We start from the raw sequence: 16,867 nt of genomic DNA, 5'->3' as shown, positions 1-16,867 counted from the left end.
AAAAATGTTAATAATTAGTAATAGTTGTGTAGTAAAACCCTGTAACATTTAAAATCTATGCTATTTTATCTTAAATATGCTTCATATTAACCAAATATAAAGAATTAAATTGAAAAAAAACAATCGGTTGCGTTAAAGTTTTATGATGCCTATTTAACTGGATATATGAACTTTCAAAGGTTATAATGGTGACCAGGAAATATATAGATATCTTTATCAGAAATCAATAAAAACCCTTTATAATATTAAGTGTCGCAATAGTCTATTTGTAAAAAAGAAGAGAAGTCGTATTTGTATTACTATGTTCATGTTTGTCAAAAGAAGGAACTCATAAACATTCTGTGATAGTTTCTATTAACTATGATATAATGGCTTGATACTATATTCATATAGAATATAAATATTTGTTTTTTATAAATAAAAGAGGCTGTCTTAAAAGTGTATTTTATTTACTTTTTCAGGTTGAGCTTGTCGAAACTGATATGGATTATCAATAAGTTTGAATATTTCGACAGGCTCAATATGACTCAGAATAACACTTTTCATACAGCCTCTTTTTTATCAATGGTTTTCTAATAAAAAACTACCTAAAGACTATTTTTAAAGACTTTAGGTAGCTGAAAAAAACTAAAAATAAACTAACTCTTATGAGTAGAACTATGAATAAATTTATTCATAACCGGGGTTTTGATAAGCCGCAATATTAGCATCAGTACCTTCCATTCTATCAAATTGACTTTGTGGAATGGGGCGTAAATATGCTGTTAATGGAATTGTACGAGGAACAATTACAGGAGTATGATCTCCTTTATTCGTTCCGCAAATAGTGTAAGATGCAGCTCTTGTGTGCCATGTTTGTGTACGAGCTAAATCATACCAACGCTTTCCTTCACCATAATATTCACGGGTACGTTCATCTAAAATGTAATCAATAGTAATAGGGCTAATGGTAGCATTCACCATTGCAGCGCTATTATCCTGAATTTTGATAGTTTTAGCGTTGTTGTCATAACGCCATTTGCCTGCACGAGCACGAATTACATTTATTAACGCTAAGGCACTTCCATTTGTACCGTCTATTGCTGATGTAGAAGCTCCTTTTACAGCTGCTTCTGCGGCTATAAAATAAAGCTCAGAAAATTTTGCAATTGGGAAAGGACGTGTATAAGTAACGTTTGCTTGTCCTAAAGTATTTCCATTATCAGTACGATAAGGACCAAGTTTCCATAGACCCGGAAACATGAGTCTGCTTATTCCAGTAGGGGTTACTATCCAATCTGATCTTCCTGGTAATTCACCAGCACCCACACCACTTTTACCAGCATCACTTGGGTAAACAATTGCAGGATTGTCTATATCTATAAAAGTTAATATGGGGTCTTCCATTTGAACTGGCAAGCCATTAGCATTGTATAATGTAGTTGCTGTATTTCCATTTCTTTGCCAGTTGCCACGGTAAACGGTTGTGAAAGAACCATCATAACGAGAATCGTTTGTTTTATCAGCAAACGTATTTTTAATGGTTTGATGTGTAGGAGCAAAGCCGGTCCATGGGCGCCCATGAGGCTGCACAGCTTCACGTCCCACAGAACCAATACTATAACCACTAGTTGTGGCACCAGGTGTGGTAGCACTTCTTATTGCCGTATAATCCCATGTTGCCAACCATCCTGCAAAATTTCCAGGAGAACCACCAGACCCCCATCCAGAAACAACAGCACCATTATACAAATCACTACCTTCTGTATGATCTGCATACAATAGCATTTCTTTATTACGGTCGTTTGATCCTTCATTTACATCGTAATAATAATCAAGTAAACCTATAGAACCAGGACGCATGTTAATCCCATCCGCAGCTATATCATAGGCTTGCTGAAAATACCAATTCGCGTCATGACCATCGGGATCGGTTCTAGGAGCCGCTGGATAAGTAGGTATGTTATTTGGATTTTGTAACCACCAGGCATACGTTAAATAAGCTTGAGACAGGTATAAACGTGCAACAGTTTTATTTACAGTTCCTGTGGCTCTAGAATTTTCATCAGGTAAATCTGTTATAGCTTGTAGTAAATCTGGAAAAATAGCTTTTGTATAAACTTCAGGAACGGTGTTACGTACAGATGTACGAACTATTGATGTATTAAATTTTAATTCTCCGGCACCAAGATCTAAAGGAACTCCTCCAAAATTTTGTACTAACAAAAAGTAATCGAATGCTCTAAAAAATCTAGCTTCTGCTATTAATGCATCAGAAATTGAGCCAATGGCCTTTCCATTTTCGATAATTCCACTAGCAGTGTTAATATTTGGAAACACTCCCCAAATTCCACCATAAGGATTGTTTTGAGAAGAAAGGTTTCCTACTCCAGAAAAATCGGCATTTTTTGCATCATTGTTAACGTTCTGTCCCCAAGTACTTTCATCGGTACCAGACTGCACCCCAGACAAATAATAACCGCTACCGTAAAAGTTACGGGTGTGTGCATATAAAGCGGTTAATCCTCCAAATATACCTTTTTCAGTTTTCAAATATTCGGGGGTATAAATACTACGTGGTTGTTCCTCTAAAATATCTGAGCAACCAAGCAAAACCAACACCATTAAGGTTGTTGATGCTATAAATGTTTTAATTTGTATTCTTTTCATAATTATTTTTTTAGAATGAGATATTAAGACCGACTACATAGTTCGTTGTGGTTGGTGTATTTGTACCAATAGTTAACAAACGCTTTCTTTGGTCATCTGCACCAATAGTCACAGCAGAATTTTCATTAGCAAATGAATTGGTTTCTGGATCCATACCAGAGAGTTTTTTGTAAGGTGAGAAAAATACAAATGGGTTTTGTGCTGTTACATAAAGTCTCAATTTATCAATACCAGTATTTTTAAACCATTCGCTTTGTTCAAAATTATAACCTAATGTAATCGTTCTAATTTTCATATATGAAGCATCAATATATGACAATGAGTTAAGATACCTAGGTTGATCACCTCCTATACCACCTGGTTTCGGAAATTTAGCATCTGTGTTATCTGGTGTCCAGTAATCCACGTCTATATTACCTCTACGACCAGTTAAGATATTTAGGTATCCATTGGATCCATAAGGTGTGGCAATAAGTAGTCCGCCACTTTTAAAAGTACCTACAATACTTAAATCGATACTTTTGTAAGTTAAACGGGTGTTAAACCCACCTTGAAAATCAGCCTGCATACTCATAATTTGTCTGTCATCGGGACCGATAGCTCGAACAGGGGAACCATCAGGATTATAATCACCAGTATATTCAGCTTTAATCATACCTGCAGCACCACCTGGTTCAAATGTTTTTAAATATTGATATTGAGGATCGTCTTGATTCCAAAGACCTACAGCTTTATAATCATAAATCACATCTATTGGATGGCCTACAAACCACCAGTTACTCTCATCTCTATCAAGACCAGATGCTAGTTTTGTAAGCTCATTTTTATTTGTGTAAACATTAATACCCACATCCCATGTTAAACCATCTGGATTGTCTAATATAACTGCATTAAGAGCAAACTCAAGCCCTTTATTTTCCGATTCGCCTATATTTGCCATGTAACTACCAACTCCAGATGTTTGTGGTAAAGCAACTCTAAATAAAAGATCTGTGGTTTTTGTATTGTAATAATCTACTGTACCAGATAAGCGGTTATTTAATATACTAAAATCTAACCCATAGTTCATTGTTGTAGATTTTTCCCAACCTAAATCAGGGTTAGGTAATTCTGATATACTAAATCCAGTTGTATAAGTGTCTCCATAATTGTATGGGGTAGTCCCTAATTGACCAAGGGTAGAATAAGGATCGATAGATTGGTTAGAAGTGGTGCCATAACCAGCACGTAGTTTTAATGAATTTATTAAACTAACATCTTCCATAAAAGATTCATTGTGAATGTTCCACCCAACAGAAACAGCTGGATATGAAACCCACTTGTGCCCTGGAGCTAATCTTGAGGATCCATCAGTTCTGTAACTTGCTGAAAGCATATAGCGGTTGTCATAAGAATACATTAAACGCCCCATTACAGATTGTAATCCACTAACAGAGTACAATTGTTCTTTAGGATCAACTACAGGTTGTTCATTAGCACGCCCCAGATTGTAGAATTGAAAAGAATCTGTAGGAATATCTTTGGCTGTAATTCGCGATTTATTATATGAATTTTCTTCAGAAGAATATAATGCTAATACATTAAAGTTATGTTTATCTGCAAAGGTGCGATCATAAGAAAGGATGTTTTCAATGGTCCAACTGGTAGTATGAGAATTGCTAATAGCAGCCGATGATACAGTTGTAGGATTATCACTAAAAACACCTTCACCTTGATAATAACCACTATTGGATTGACGATAATTCAACCCAAGATTTATACGATAGCTCAAACCTTCGATACCTGGAATTTGAACCACACCGTATACTGAATTATAAGATCCTAAACTTCGGGTCTGATCAATATAACGATCACCTAAAGCTTCTATACTATTTCGTGTATATACCCACTGTGGGTCTGCAGGCATTTGTATCACTCTTTTTAACGACCCGTCATCATTATAAGGATCTGATATAGGTGACGAATTTAAAGTACCGTAGATGCCTAAGCTGTTACCATTACTAACTGAATAGTTATTGTTTGTTGTAAAACCAACTTTAATATATTCGCCTATTTCTTGATCGATAGATGCTCGTAGTGAAATACGTTCGTAATCTTGACCAGGAAGTACAGATTCATCTTTATAATAACCTAAACCAAAATTATAGTTACTTTTTTCACCGCCGCCAGAAATACCTATATCGTGACTTGTTACTGTGGCTGTACCAAAGAGTAAGTCTTGCCAATCGGTATTCACATCATTTGATTCATCTAAACCAGGATTTTGATAAATATTTGCTTCTGTACGAAGTTTAACAAATTGTTCACCATTCATCATAGGATATTTAGCAAAAATATTTTTAACACCAAAATAGCTAGTATAGCTTATTTTAGCTTCTTGTCCTTTACTTCCTTTATTCGTAGTAACTAATATGACACCGTTAGCCCCCCGAGACCCATAAATAGCTGTTGAAGAAGCATCCTTAAGAATGTCAACGCTTTTTATATCGGTGGGGTTTAGATCGGTAATAGAACCTGCGAAAGGAATACCATCTAATACAATTAAAGGATCGTTACTAGCATTTAATGAACGTGTACCACGCACACGAATTTGCATAGAAGCTCCCGGTTTTGTAGAACTTTGCGCAAATTCAACCCCTGAGACTCTACCTTGTAAAGATTGAGTAATATTGGCAGAAGGGACATCGCGCATTTCTTCTCCTTTAATTGAAGCAACAGAACCCGTTACAGATTCTTTTCGTTGTGTACCATACCCTATCACAACAACTTCGTCTAAAGCAGCGGTGTCAAGTTCAAGTATTACATTAATTCGTTTTTGATCGTTTATTAATACCTCTTTGGTCTTGTAACCTAAAAAGCTAAAAACCAAAACGCCGTTAGCTGGTACATTATTTAGTACAAATTCACCATCAAAATTAGTAGCCGCTCCAGTGTTTGTGCCTTTCAAAATTACATTAGCACCAGGTATTGGCCCGTCAGAAGCTGAGACTGATCCCGTAATGGTACTTTGTGCATTCATTCCTGTACAAACCATAAACATGAGAATAAAAAATCCCAGAGGTTTAATGTGTTGTCTCTTAAAAAATAAAAAGTTTGTCATAAAAATTGAGTTTAGAAAAATGTGATTAGTTAGTAATAAATGTTAAATAGTTGTATTAATGGACCTAAAATTCTATTCCATTTTATCTTTAATATGTTTCATATTAACCAAAAGTATAAAATAATTTCACAAAACACAACCGATTGCGTAAAATATTTAAAAAGTGTTAGGTTATTTAAATTAAAATTTAGGAAGTAAGACAGGTTCTTGTTTATTAAGAATAGGATGCTTTTACATTAAATCATTAATTTTTTTTGTTAAAATTATTTTTAATTATCTGATTATTAATTATTTATGTTTACTTGTAAAAAATGACTATTTAGGTTTTTTTTATGTAAATTATAATGGTCATTTCTAATATTAACTTTAATTATTAATTTGTTATTTTAGCAACCGATTGTTTGTGTTGTAAATTATAAAATCTTATATAATAAATGAAAATTCTTGGTATTTCTGCTTATTATCATGACTCCGCGGCTTCATTAATAGAAGATGGAAAAGTATTATATGCAGCTCAAGAAGAACGGTTTTCAAGAATTAAAAATGATGCCTCATTCCCTGAAAAAGCAATAGAGTATTGTTTGAACGAAGCAGGGATAAGTATGGAAGATATTGATTTTATATCTTTTTATGACAAACCTTTTTTAAAATTTGAAAGGTTACTAGAAACTTATTATGCATTTGCCCCAAAAGGTTTCACATCATTTGCAAAAGCGATGCCTGTTTGGTTAAAAGAAAAATTATTCATTAAGCAGTTTATAAACAAAAGAATTAAAGCACTAAGTACATCAAAAACTATTAAAATACCTATAAATTTTCCTGAGCATCATCTCTCTCATGCGGCCAGTGCCTTTTACACGTCTCCTTATAGTAAATGTGCTTATTTAACCATTGATGGAGTAGGTGAATGGGCAACAACATCTTATGGTATTGCTTCTGGAGAAAAAGGCCTTCAAGTATTAGGTGAACTACATTTCCCAAATTCATTAGGTTTGTATTATTCTTCATTCACTTATTTTTTAGGGTTTAAAGTTAATTCAGGTGAATATAAAATGATGGGACTCGCTCCTTATGGAAATCCAAACTCAAAACGAGTATCCCAATTTGTGGCTCTTATAAAAGAAAAGCTAATTGATATTAAATCTGATGGTTCGATAAAATTGAATATGGATTACTTTGAATATCCTGTGGGATTGAGAATGGTTGATTCTAAAAAATGGGAAAATATATTTGGAATTAAGAAAAGGTTACCAGAAGATAAATTGGAACAAATACATGCCGATTTAGCACTTGCTGCGCAAAAAGTTACAGAAGAAGTCCTTATTAAGCTAATTAAATTTATAAAGGAAGAAACAGGTGAAGACAATTTATGTTTGTCTGGAGGTGTAGCTCTTAACTGTGTTGCAAATTCAGTGTTATTTAAACAAAACATCTTTAAAGATATATATGTGCAACCAGCTGCTGGAGATTCAGGAGGTGCTTTAGGAGCAGCATTAGCTGTCGCTCATATTAAGCAGGATTTAAAATTTCAAGGTTTAAACAAGCCTTTCGATGTTTATTTAGGGTATAAAAGTTCAAATGAAGATATTGAAAGACTATTGCGAAAATATAAATGTAAATACCAATATTATGAAAATACCGATGAGCTAACAAAAGCCACAGCTCAAATGATAGCGAAAAAGAAAGTGGTGGGTTGGTATAGAGGTCGAACAGAATTTGGTCCAAGAGCATTGGGAAACAGAAGTATATTAGCAGATCCTACAGATCCGGAAATGCAATATACCTTAAATATGAAAATTAAATTCAGAGAAGGTTTTAGGCCATTTGCACCTGTGGTTTGTGAGGAAGATTATGACGATTATTTTGAACAAGGTAAACTGTCATATTATATGTTGTTTACAAGTAAAGTTAAGAAATCTCTAAGAAGAAGCTTGCCAGTAGATTTTGAAGGATTTAGTTTAGAAGAAAAACGTAAGTTTATAAAGTCTGATTTGCCTGCTGTTACGCATATTGATTTTTCAGCGAGGGTTCAGGTGGTTAATAAAGATGTAAACCCAACACTGTGGAATTTAATACAATCTTATAAACAACTTAGTGGTACTGGAGTTCTTATAAATACTAGTTTTAATGTGAAAGACGAACCGATAGTTAATACTCCAGAAGACGCATATCTTTGTTTTATTAAATCTGGTATGGATATTTTGGTTTTAGAAAATTATATAATTGAAAAATAGATGGAGTTTATTAAAGATTTTTTTGTTTTTTTAAGAGAAAGAAAAAAGTGGTGGCTTGTACCATTAATTATAATATTCATGATTTTTGGCGCATTAATATTTATAACAAGTGGTTCGGCATTGGCGCCATTTATTTACTCGTTATTCTAATGAATTGGGAAAAATCTCTTGAAACCATTATTGTTTTAGCTTTAGTATCGCTTGTAGCTTCCTTGTGGTTTGATGTTAATTGGCTTGTTTATGTATCGATTGGCTTGTTAGCTATGTCCTTTATTTCTAAAAAACTAACAATTTTTATAGGCAAAGTATGGTTTGCTTTTTCTGAATATTTAGGAATTGTGATGAATTATATAACCATGTCCCTCATATTTTATTTGTTCCTATGCCCAATATCCTTTTTTCAGCGTATGTTTGGCGCAAATCAAATACTTAAAAAAGAAGAAAATGATTCTCATTTTATTAAGCGGAATCATTTATATACCAATAAAGATATTAAAAACCCTTGGTAAGTGTTTTAATTTATCTTGTTAGTTATGTCTTTAAGCATCATTTTAAGTTCTTCATCATTTTCACCTCTCTTCTTTGCTTCCAAAAGCGTTTTTTTTGCTAAATCCATCTTATTTAATTTAATATATATAGAGGCTAATTGTTGTGCTGATGTACTGGTTTTATCTAATTCATTGCATTTAAAAAAGTAATAGGCTGCTTTGTTTATTTTGTTTAGATTTAAACACATATTTCCTGCTAAAGAATACACTTCTGCTTCCTCGGGGTATTCAAAAATTAGAGATTGGGCTACTTGAAGTCCTTTTTGGTAAGCTTTTTCTTTATTATATCTATGATAGGATTGATACATGATATCTCTCCAATCTACTACTTGATTTGTATGAATTTCTATAGCTCTTCTTTCTTCGTAAGTTGGGTTTTGTATGTAGTGATATGACGATAATGGTTTATTTCTAGACATACTTAAGTCGTATGGCCATGAGTTTTTTAAATCATCTATAAGGAATTTACCTCTTAGAGAATCAATTTGTGTGATGGGTATATCTTCAAAAGCCTCAGTATAGGATATATAATTATCCCAATTACTTAAATATTTTAATTCTTTAATTTTGTTATAAAAGGCATCTGCCATAATAAAAGAACCCTTTATATTTGGGTGTAAATGTTCTGTAAGTAGTTCATCTCCAATTATACCTTTTTCAGAATGCGATAAAAAAATAGCTTTCATATCCACCAAAGAACAATGGTGTTTTTTAGCTAAATTCACAATGACATCATTTATTTTTTCAGGTGCTCGAAATCTTAAAAAATCTAATTCTTTAGCCAGATGCAAATATTTTTTAGCTGTATCTTGGTTCTTGTTAAGGTAAAAACGACCAAGTGTATATGCTGCCATGCCATTATTTTGGGCTAATTTATTAGCTTCCAAATTCCCCTCATTTAAAGCTTTAGTAAACTTTTTAGTATCTTCTATAGAATCGCTAATAAAAGGTTTAATATCTTTCTCATTGGACACTATGGTAGAAATAATAACTGGAATATTTTTCTTCTTGTAGGTATTTAAAATTTTTTCTAAGTTATCTTCAAATTGGTTTATTCCTGCTTGAAAAACCTCCGAATTTAAAGCTATACGTTGTTCCTTTGCCATAACTTCCATCAAGGTTGTTTCACCAACTTTAGGTGTGTCCTTTTTTTGACTAAGAAACTTAGTATATGTATTATCTAATAATTGAAAGAAACGGAAATTTTTAAGAAAAAGATACGATCTAACTATAACGGGATGACTTCCAAAAGAGCTTGATGAACCAACACCTAAAGCTCCGTAGTATTCATTATGTCCTGCGTAAATAATTACAAGGTCTGGTTTTTGTTCTATTATTTTATCAGTCAAATCCCATAATGTATAGGAGTTTACAGCTGTAATTCCTGTGTTTACAACTTCAATATTTTTTCCTGGAAATGTTTCAGACAGTCTTTGTTTTAACATACGAGGGAAAGAGCCACCATGATAAAATGGAAAGCCCACTACTGTAGAAGCCCCTTGTACAAAAATTCGAAAGGTACTGTCTGTTTTTGTTCTAAGGAACAAATCGGATTGATTATCAGAATGAAAGCCTTCATTTTTGAAATATTTTTTAGAGATGTCAGAATTCATTATAAGATATTCTGGTCTATTTTCAACTTTCACTTTATTAAATAGCTGATAGTTATCACCATATCCAAAACTTCTCAACCCAACCTCAATTATTAATATTATTAAAAAAGGAAGCGAAATACTAATGATTTTAAAAACAGTCTTCTTTTTCAAAATGAGGTAATTTTATGTGTTGTTAATTGATTTTACGAACTTTATAAAAACTGTGATAAATGTTTACTAATAGCAATTAGCACACCTTTTAAAGTTAAATTACTTTGTTATTTCGCCATCAATAATTCTGAAAATATGTAATGGATTTTCGTTTTTTAATTCATTTGGCAATAAGTGATTAGGGAAATTTTGGTAACAGAAGGGTCTTGTGAATCGCGTAATAGCTCCTGTTCCTACTGATGTTGAACGACTGTTGGAAGTGGATGGAAATGGGCCACCATGCACCATAGAATGACATACTTCAACACCTGTTGGATAATTATTGATAATTAATCTGCCTACTTTTTGTTCTAAGATTTGAATTAAATCTGTATAATTTTCTAAATCTTCTTCGGTAGCAAAAAGAGTAGCTGTTAAATGTCCTTTTAATTTATGGGCGGACGCTAATAATTCTTCTTTAGAATCTGCTGTAATGGATATGGTTGATGGTCCAAAAATCTCTTCCTCTAAATAATTTTCTTTAATAAAATTTTTAGCCGATGTTTCAAAAATGTATGATGTTCCCTTATAGCCTTCGTTATTAACTTTTCCCTTTGCTAATAAATTGACTTCCCTTTTACTATTCAAAAAATCTATGCCTTTATCAAATGCTTTTTTAATTCCGCTATTTAACATGGTATTTGCCTCAACCTGCTCAAAATGTTGTGAAACTGTATATTTGAAACCAGATAAAATTTCAGAATTCTGTAAAAAGACAAGTCCTGGGCTTGTACAAAATTGACCGACTCCAAGGGTCACAGAATTTGTTAATCCTTGAGCAATATCATTTCCATTTTGTTTCAATGCGTTTGGTAAAATAAAAACAGGGTTGGTACTTCCCATTTCAGCATATACAGGAATTGGTTCGGGTCTTTTATTTGCAGCATCAAAAATTGCTTTTCCGCCTTTGAATGAACCTGTAAAACCAATTGCTTTTATGAGTGGATGGTTTACTATGGCCATACCAACTTCAACCGATTGCCCTTGTACTAAAGAAAAAACACCTTTGGGCATGTTACATGTTTCAATAGCTTTATTTATTGCAATAGCAATCATTTCGCAAGTTCCTGGATGCGAAGGGTGTCCTTTTACAACTATGGTACAACCACTTGCTAAAGCAGAAGCAGTATCTCCACCAGCAACTGAAAAGGCTAAAGGAAAGTTACTTGCTCCAAAAACACCTACAGCCCCTAATGGTTTTTGCATAGATCGCATATCAACTTTTGGTAATGGTTCACGATCAGGTATTGCATGGTCAATTCGTGCATCAACCCAAGAACCTTCGCGTAAAACTGTAGCAAACATTTTTAATTGCCCCATAGTTCGTCCTCTTTCACCCGTAATTCTTCCTGCAGGTAAGCCAGTTTCGGCACAACAACGTTCAATTAAAGCATCTCCTAAATTTAAAATTTCATCGGCTATTGCATCTAAAAAATCTGCTTTTTTGTTGCCGCTTTTTTTGCTATAAATAGCAAATGCTTCATGCGCTTTTATAGCTGCTTTATGAACTTCTTCTATGGTAGCTTCATGAAAATCTGTTGGTAATTTTGATGCGTTTAAAGGATTAATGCTTGTAAACGTACTTTTTCCTTCTGATGATACTAAACCAGCGATATAATTTCCTCCTGTCAATCTCATTTTTATAATTTGTTTAATTATTATTTCTTTTTAAAATCAGACCATAGCCATTTTAGTGCTTCTGGAAACACGCTGCCTCCATGTTTTCCATTATGTGCTCCATCACCTTTTACAAACATATAATCGTAGGACATATATTCTAGTGATGATGCCATTTGCAGATTAGCAAGCCACCAATTTCCGTATTCATTATTCAAATCGTTAGATCCATCTTGAAGATATACTTTAATATTTTTTTTAGGTGTTTCTCTAATCATAGCTTCATAGTTATGTCCTCCACGAATATTTGTAAAACTTCCAATATGACTCATCACCTTATTAAAATAATCTGGTCGTTCCCATGCTGCTGTAAAAGCACAAATAGCACCTGAAGACAATCCGCAAATGGCTCTCATTTTAGGATTGGTCGTTATGTTATACGTTTTACTTATTTCGGGTATAAGTTCTTCCATAAGAAAGCGAATATAATCATCATTTAAACTATCGTATTCAATACTTCGGTTACTAGCTCTAAAAGGGTCTTCAGGTAATACGGAACTTATATCACCCGGATTGATAAATAATCCTATAGTCACTGGCATTTCTTTTTGATAAATAAGATTATCAAATACGATTGGCGCTCTAAAACTACCTTCTTCATTTATATACGCATGTCCATCTTGAAAAACCATTAAAGCTGTAGCTTCATTAGATTTATATTGAGCAGGAACATATATAAAATATTCTCTAATGGTTCCTTCAAAAATGGTACTCTTCCAGACATATTTAGCTACAGTTCCTTTAGGAATATTTTCATGTCGATTCGAGTCTTCTCCCCAAGTATACTTACTGTCTTGAGCATTAGAGATATGTATGGCAGTAAGTAGGCAAAAAAGAAATACGGTTTTAATTAGTTTCATCTTACATAATTAATTAAAGTACCTATATGATCTATTGAAATTTGAATTTCGTCTTTGCTTTTTAGAGTAAAATCAGTTGTAGGTACAATGCCTGTCCCGGTCATTAGCAAGCATCCTTTAGGGAAGGTACATTCTCTAAATAGATATTCAACTAATTCTTGAGGGTTACGTTTCATTTTACTAATACTGGTGGTTTCATCAAAAATAACGTCTGTATTTCTAATTACTTTTAAATGGATTTTAGTATCTAAAGGTAAAGGTTTATCGGTAACCAAAACACAGGGACCTACACCAGCACAAGCATCAAATGTTTTGGCTTGTGGTAGATACAGGGGGTTTTCACCTTCAATACTTCGCGAACTCATATCGTTACCAATGGTATAACCAATAATTTTTCCGTTTGAAGTAATTACCAAAGTTAATTCCGGTTCAGGAACATCCCAAGTAGAATCTTTTCTAATAGTTACTTTTCCTCCAGAAGGCACGGAACGATGCGCTGTCGCTTTAAAGAATAACTCGGGTCTATCAGCATAATAAACACGTTCGTAAAAATCTGCGCCCCCCGCATCTTTACTTTCTTCTTGTCTAGCCATTTTGCTATTAAAATACGTAACGCCGCTCGCCCAAATTTCTTGACTTTCTAATGGTGCTTTTAGATAATTATCAATCAAATCATGATGATTATCAATCGGAGCACTTGTGTTTACAATGCTTTTTAAATTGTTGTATAAATTATCATCATTAATTAATTCATCCCAATTTTTATTAATGAGATGAAACATTTTTTCTAATTCAATTAAAACCCCTTTTGATGTGTTGTAAATCTTCATTATGCTAAAATTAAATATAAAATGAATAATAATAGGGCTGCCGATGTGCCCAAAATAAATGTTCCTATACTATGAAAACGATATCCCATTTTTACATCCATTCCAGAAAGCCTCGTTACCACCCAAAAGAAACTATCATTTGCATGTGAAACCACAGACGAACCTGCTCCAATGGCTATAACAACCATGGCTTTTTGTAATTCGGTTTCAAAACCTAAACTTGACATCATGGGTGCTAAAATGGATGCGGTTGTTACTAATGCAACAGTTGACGAACCTTGTGCTGTTTTTATGGACGCTGCTAATAAAAATGGCAACCAAATACTAATGTTTATGTTCGATAATGTTTCGCCTAAAGTAGTTGCAATCCCTGAATCTCTAAGCACTTGACCAAATATACCACCAGCTCCTGTAATTAATAAAATAGAAGAAGCTCCTAATAAAGCTTTCCCAATCCAACCAGAAGTAGAAAACATGTCTCTGTTTAATTTCTTCGGAAGGGTTAGTGATAAAAAACAACCAATTAGTAAAGCTATAAAAGGTTCACCTAAAAATAATATTATTTTTATAAATGTTGGAAATGATTCGTAATCGTCAGTTTTATAACCAAAAACCGAAGTCACCAAGGATTTTATAACAATAAGGATTATGGGAACAATAATAGGTATAGTTGACTTAAATGCACTTGGTGCATTTTTAAGTCGTTCCGTAATTTCGGCATCTGTAATTTTTGGATCAGGATCAATATAGGTTTTTGAAACCACTTTTTTAACAAATATTAAACCCATCATTAAAGCAAAGAAACTTATTGGAATACCTAATAACATCACTAAACCTAAATCTGCATTTAAGTAATGTGCTGCTGCAATGGGTCCTGGTGTGGGTGGCACTAATGTATGTGCTGCCGTTAAACCTAGTGCCAATGCTATGGCTGTTCCAGATAGTGAAATACCTGCTTTTTTGGATAGACTTTTATTTAAGGGAGCGAGTAACATGAAACCGCTATCTGCAAAAACAGGAATGGATACAAACCATCCAATAAGTCCCATAGCAAAAGGGATTTTTTTCTTTCCAGTGAATTTTAAAACTTTTTCAGCTAATGCATAAGCGCCTCCAGAGTTTTCGAGAAAAGCACCAATAATAACACCTAAAATGATAATCATTCCAATACCGCCTAAGGTATTTCCAAAACCTATATTGACAGAATCGATAATTTGATTTAAAGGCATGCCGACAGCTATTCCGTAACAAATAGCGACTAAAAGTAAAGCTACAAAAGGATGTACTTTCAACTTTGCCGTTAGCAGAATAATAAGTAAAACTGATATTAATAGATAAAGAACTACCATGTTTTTTTAGTGTAAATCTCTATCTACCTTTGAACCTGAGCCACCAACCAGAACATCTAAATCGGCACCAACATCAGCTCCTTCAACATGATCTAAATAAATACGTACATAACCTCTTGTTGCCATAGGCTCTGGGGCTTGCCATTCTGATTTTCTTTTGGTAATTTCTTCATCAGAAATATTAAGTTGCAATAATCTATTTTCAACATCTAAAGTAATCATATCGCCATTTTGAACAATCGCCAAAGTACCTCCTATTGTTGATTCCGGTGAGATATGGAGAACAACAGTGCCGTAAGCAGTACCACTCATTCTGCCATCAGAAATACGAATCATATCCTTAACGCCTTTCAGGATGAGTTTTTCTGGAAGATCTACATTACCAACTTCAGGCATTCCAGGATATCCTTTTGGACCAACACCTTTGAGGACAATAACACAATTCTCATCAATATCTAAATCCGGATGATCAATGCGTTCATGATAATCTTCCATGCTTTCAAAAACAACAGCCCTTCCAGTATGATTCATAAGTTTTAAAGTTGCAGCAGAAGGTTTAATTACTGAGCCATTTTCACATAAATTGCCTTTTAACACGGCTATACCCGCATTTTCTTGTAATGGCTTATCTATCTTAGCTATAACCTCATTATCATAGCACTTTGCTTTTACGTAGTTTTCTTTAAAAGTTTTACCGTTTGCAGTAATAATATCTTGATGTAGTAAATCTCCCAATTCTTTCATAACTACTGGTAAACCACCTGCATAGAAGAAGTCTTCCATAAGATATTTTCCAGAAGGCATTAAATTAACTAATAAGGGGATATGGCTACCAATAGTATCAAAATCTTCTAATTTTATATCGACCCCAATTCGGCGAGCTATAGCTATTAAATGAATAATTAAATTGGTAGAACCACCAACCGCAGCATTCGTTACAATAGCATTTTCAAAAGCTTTTCTGGTTAGAATTTTAGATAGGGTTAAATCTTCGTTCACCATCTCTACAATACGACGACCAGAGAGCTGCTGCATCACTTTTTTTCGAGAATCGGCTGCTGGAATGGATGAAAAACCAGGAAGTGTTAAGCCTAGAGCTTCACTCATGGTAGCCATTGTAGATGCTGTGCCCATGGTATTGCAATGCCCTATGCTTCGTGCCGCACAAATTTCGGCTTCACGCATGTCTTCAGCATCAAATTCCTCTGTTTTTTGTTTTTCCTTAATCATCCAATTGAATGAACCAGAACCAATGGTACCGCCTCTAAAACGACCATTTAACATGGGGCCGCCAGGAACCACGATGGTTGGTAAATTTACACTACACGCACCCATAATGGTAGATGGCGTGGTTTTGTCGCAACCTGTTAATAGTACAATACCATCTAATGGATTGGCGCGTATGGATTCTTCAACATCCATACTTGCTAAATTGCGAAATAGCATGGTTGTTGGGCGCATAATCGTTTCTCCCAAAGACATCACGGGGAATTCTAAAGGGAAACCGCCAGCTTCAAGAATGCCGCGTTTAACAATTTCAGCTACATCACCCAGGTGTCCGTTACAAGGTGTTAATTCAGACCAAGTATTACAAATACCAATGACGGGTTTGCCTTCAAAATAATCATCTGGATAGCCTTGATTACGTAACCATGAGCGATGTACGAATCCCATTTTATCATCTCCTCCAAACCATTCTTGGCTGCGAAGTTTTTTCTCTTTACTCATTTAGTTTAGTTGTTAATTAACTAGCGGTTGTTAGTTATGCAACCGATTGTGTTATGTAAACAAAGTTATTATATTTTTTTACATGAA

Annotated in this window: 11 protein-coding genes; 3 read left to right on the top strand and 8 right to left on the bottom strand. The window is 33.9% G+C overall.

The features are described 5' to 3' along the window. Nucleotides 1–669 precede the first annotated feature (669 nt). Together QLS71_RS01625 and QLS71_RS01620 are read right to left on the bottom strand one after the other, a co-directional pair. Nucleotides 670–2,649, bottom strand: a complete 1,980-nt coding sequence (locus QLS71_RS01625) for a RagB/SusD family nutrient uptake outer membrane protein (RefSeq protein WP_308991276.1) — start codon at nt 2,647–2,649, stop codon at nt 670–672. Between the two features lie 10 nt (nt 2,650–2,659). After that, the gene (locus QLS71_RS01620) at nt 2,660–5,749 is read right to left on the bottom strand and encodes a TonB-dependent receptor (protein ID WP_308991277.1); all 3,090 of its coding nucleotides are present in this window, start codon (nt 5,747–5,749) and stop codon (nt 2,660–2,662) included. A 434-nt stretch (nt 5,750–6,183) separates the two neighbouring features. Between QLS71_RS01620 and QLS71_RS01615 the strand changes: the two genes are divergently transcribed. Genes QLS71_RS01615 through QLS71_RS01605 form a run of 3 tightly spaced genes read left to right on the top strand, consistent with a single transcriptional unit; the run spans nt 6,184 to nt 8,492 of the window. Further along, complete coding sequence (locus QLS71_RS01615; protein WP_308991278.1) at nt 6,184–7,983, top strand: carbamoyltransferase; 1,800 nt, start codon at nt 6,184–6,186, stop codon at nt 7,981–7,983. Beyond that, nucleotides 7,984–8,133 (top strand): DUF5989 family protein, encoded by a 150-nt coding sequence (locus QLS71_RS01610; RefSeq protein WP_308991279.1) that lies wholly within the window; start codon nt 7,984–7,986, stop codon nt 8,131–8,133. It abuts the gene before it with no gap. Beyond that, the gene (locus tag QLS71_RS01605; protein ID WP_308991280.1) at nt 8,133–8,492 is read left to right on the top strand and encodes a hypothetical protein; all 360 of its coding nucleotides are present in this window, start codon (nt 8,133–8,135) and stop codon (nt 8,490–8,492) included. The genes QLS71_RS01610 and QLS71_RS01605 overlap by 1 nt, the downstream gene beginning before the upstream one ends. A gap of 5 nt (nt 8,493–8,497) precedes the next feature. Here the strand turns inward: QLS71_RS01605 and QLS71_RS01600 are convergent, their stop codons facing one another. From QLS71_RS01600 to QLS71_RS01575, 6 genes are all read right to left on the bottom strand, one after another. After that, complete coding sequence (locus tag QLS71_RS01600; RefSeq protein ID WP_308991281.1) at nt 8,498–10,297, bottom strand: hypothetical protein; 1,800 nt, start codon at nt 10,295–10,297, stop codon at nt 8,498–8,500. Between the two features lie 99 nt (nt 10,298–10,396). Then, entirely contained in the window at nt 10,397–11,974 is a 1,578-nt protein-coding gene (locus QLS71_RS01595; RefSeq protein WP_308991282.1) for an aldehyde dehydrogenase (NADP(+)), read from the bottom strand. A gap of 20 nt (nt 11,975–11,994) precedes the next feature. Next, nucleotides 11,995–12,873, bottom strand: a complete 879-nt coding sequence (locus QLS71_RS01590) for an alpha/beta hydrolase-fold protein (RefSeq protein ID WP_308991283.1) — start codon at nt 12,871–12,873, stop codon at nt 11,995–11,997. After that, complete coding sequence (locus QLS71_RS01585) at nt 12,870–13,703, bottom strand: fumarylacetoacetate hydrolase family protein (RefSeq protein ID WP_308991284.1); 834 nt, start codon at nt 13,701–13,703, stop codon at nt 12,870–12,872. Before QLS71_RS01585 ends, QLS71_RS01590 begins: the two co-directional genes overlap by 4 nt. After that, nucleotides 13,703–15,052: a GntP family permease gene (locus tag QLS71_RS01580; protein WP_308991285.1), complete on the bottom strand. Its 1,350-nt coding sequence runs from the start codon at nt 15,050–15,052 to the stop codon at nt 13,703–13,705. The genes QLS71_RS01585 and QLS71_RS01580 overlap by 1 nt, the downstream gene beginning before the upstream one ends. 6 nt (nt 15,053–15,058) lie before the next feature. Further along, nucleotides 15,059–16,780 carry an IlvD/Edd family dehydratase gene (locus QLS71_RS01575; RefSeq protein WP_308991286.1) on the bottom strand — a complete coding sequence of 574 codons (1,722 nt, stop codon included), beginning with the start codon at nt 16,778–16,780 and terminating at the stop codon, nt 15,059–15,061. Nucleotides 16,781–16,867 lie beyond the last annotated feature (87 nt).

The organism is Mariniflexile litorale, from assembly GCF_031128465.2.
In the GTDB taxonomy this organism is placed as follows: domain Bacteria; phylum Bacteroidota; class Bacteroidia; order Flavobacteriales; family Flavobacteriaceae; genus Mariniflexile; species Mariniflexile litorale.
This window is presented reverse-complemented; position numbering and strand designations above follow the sequence as displayed.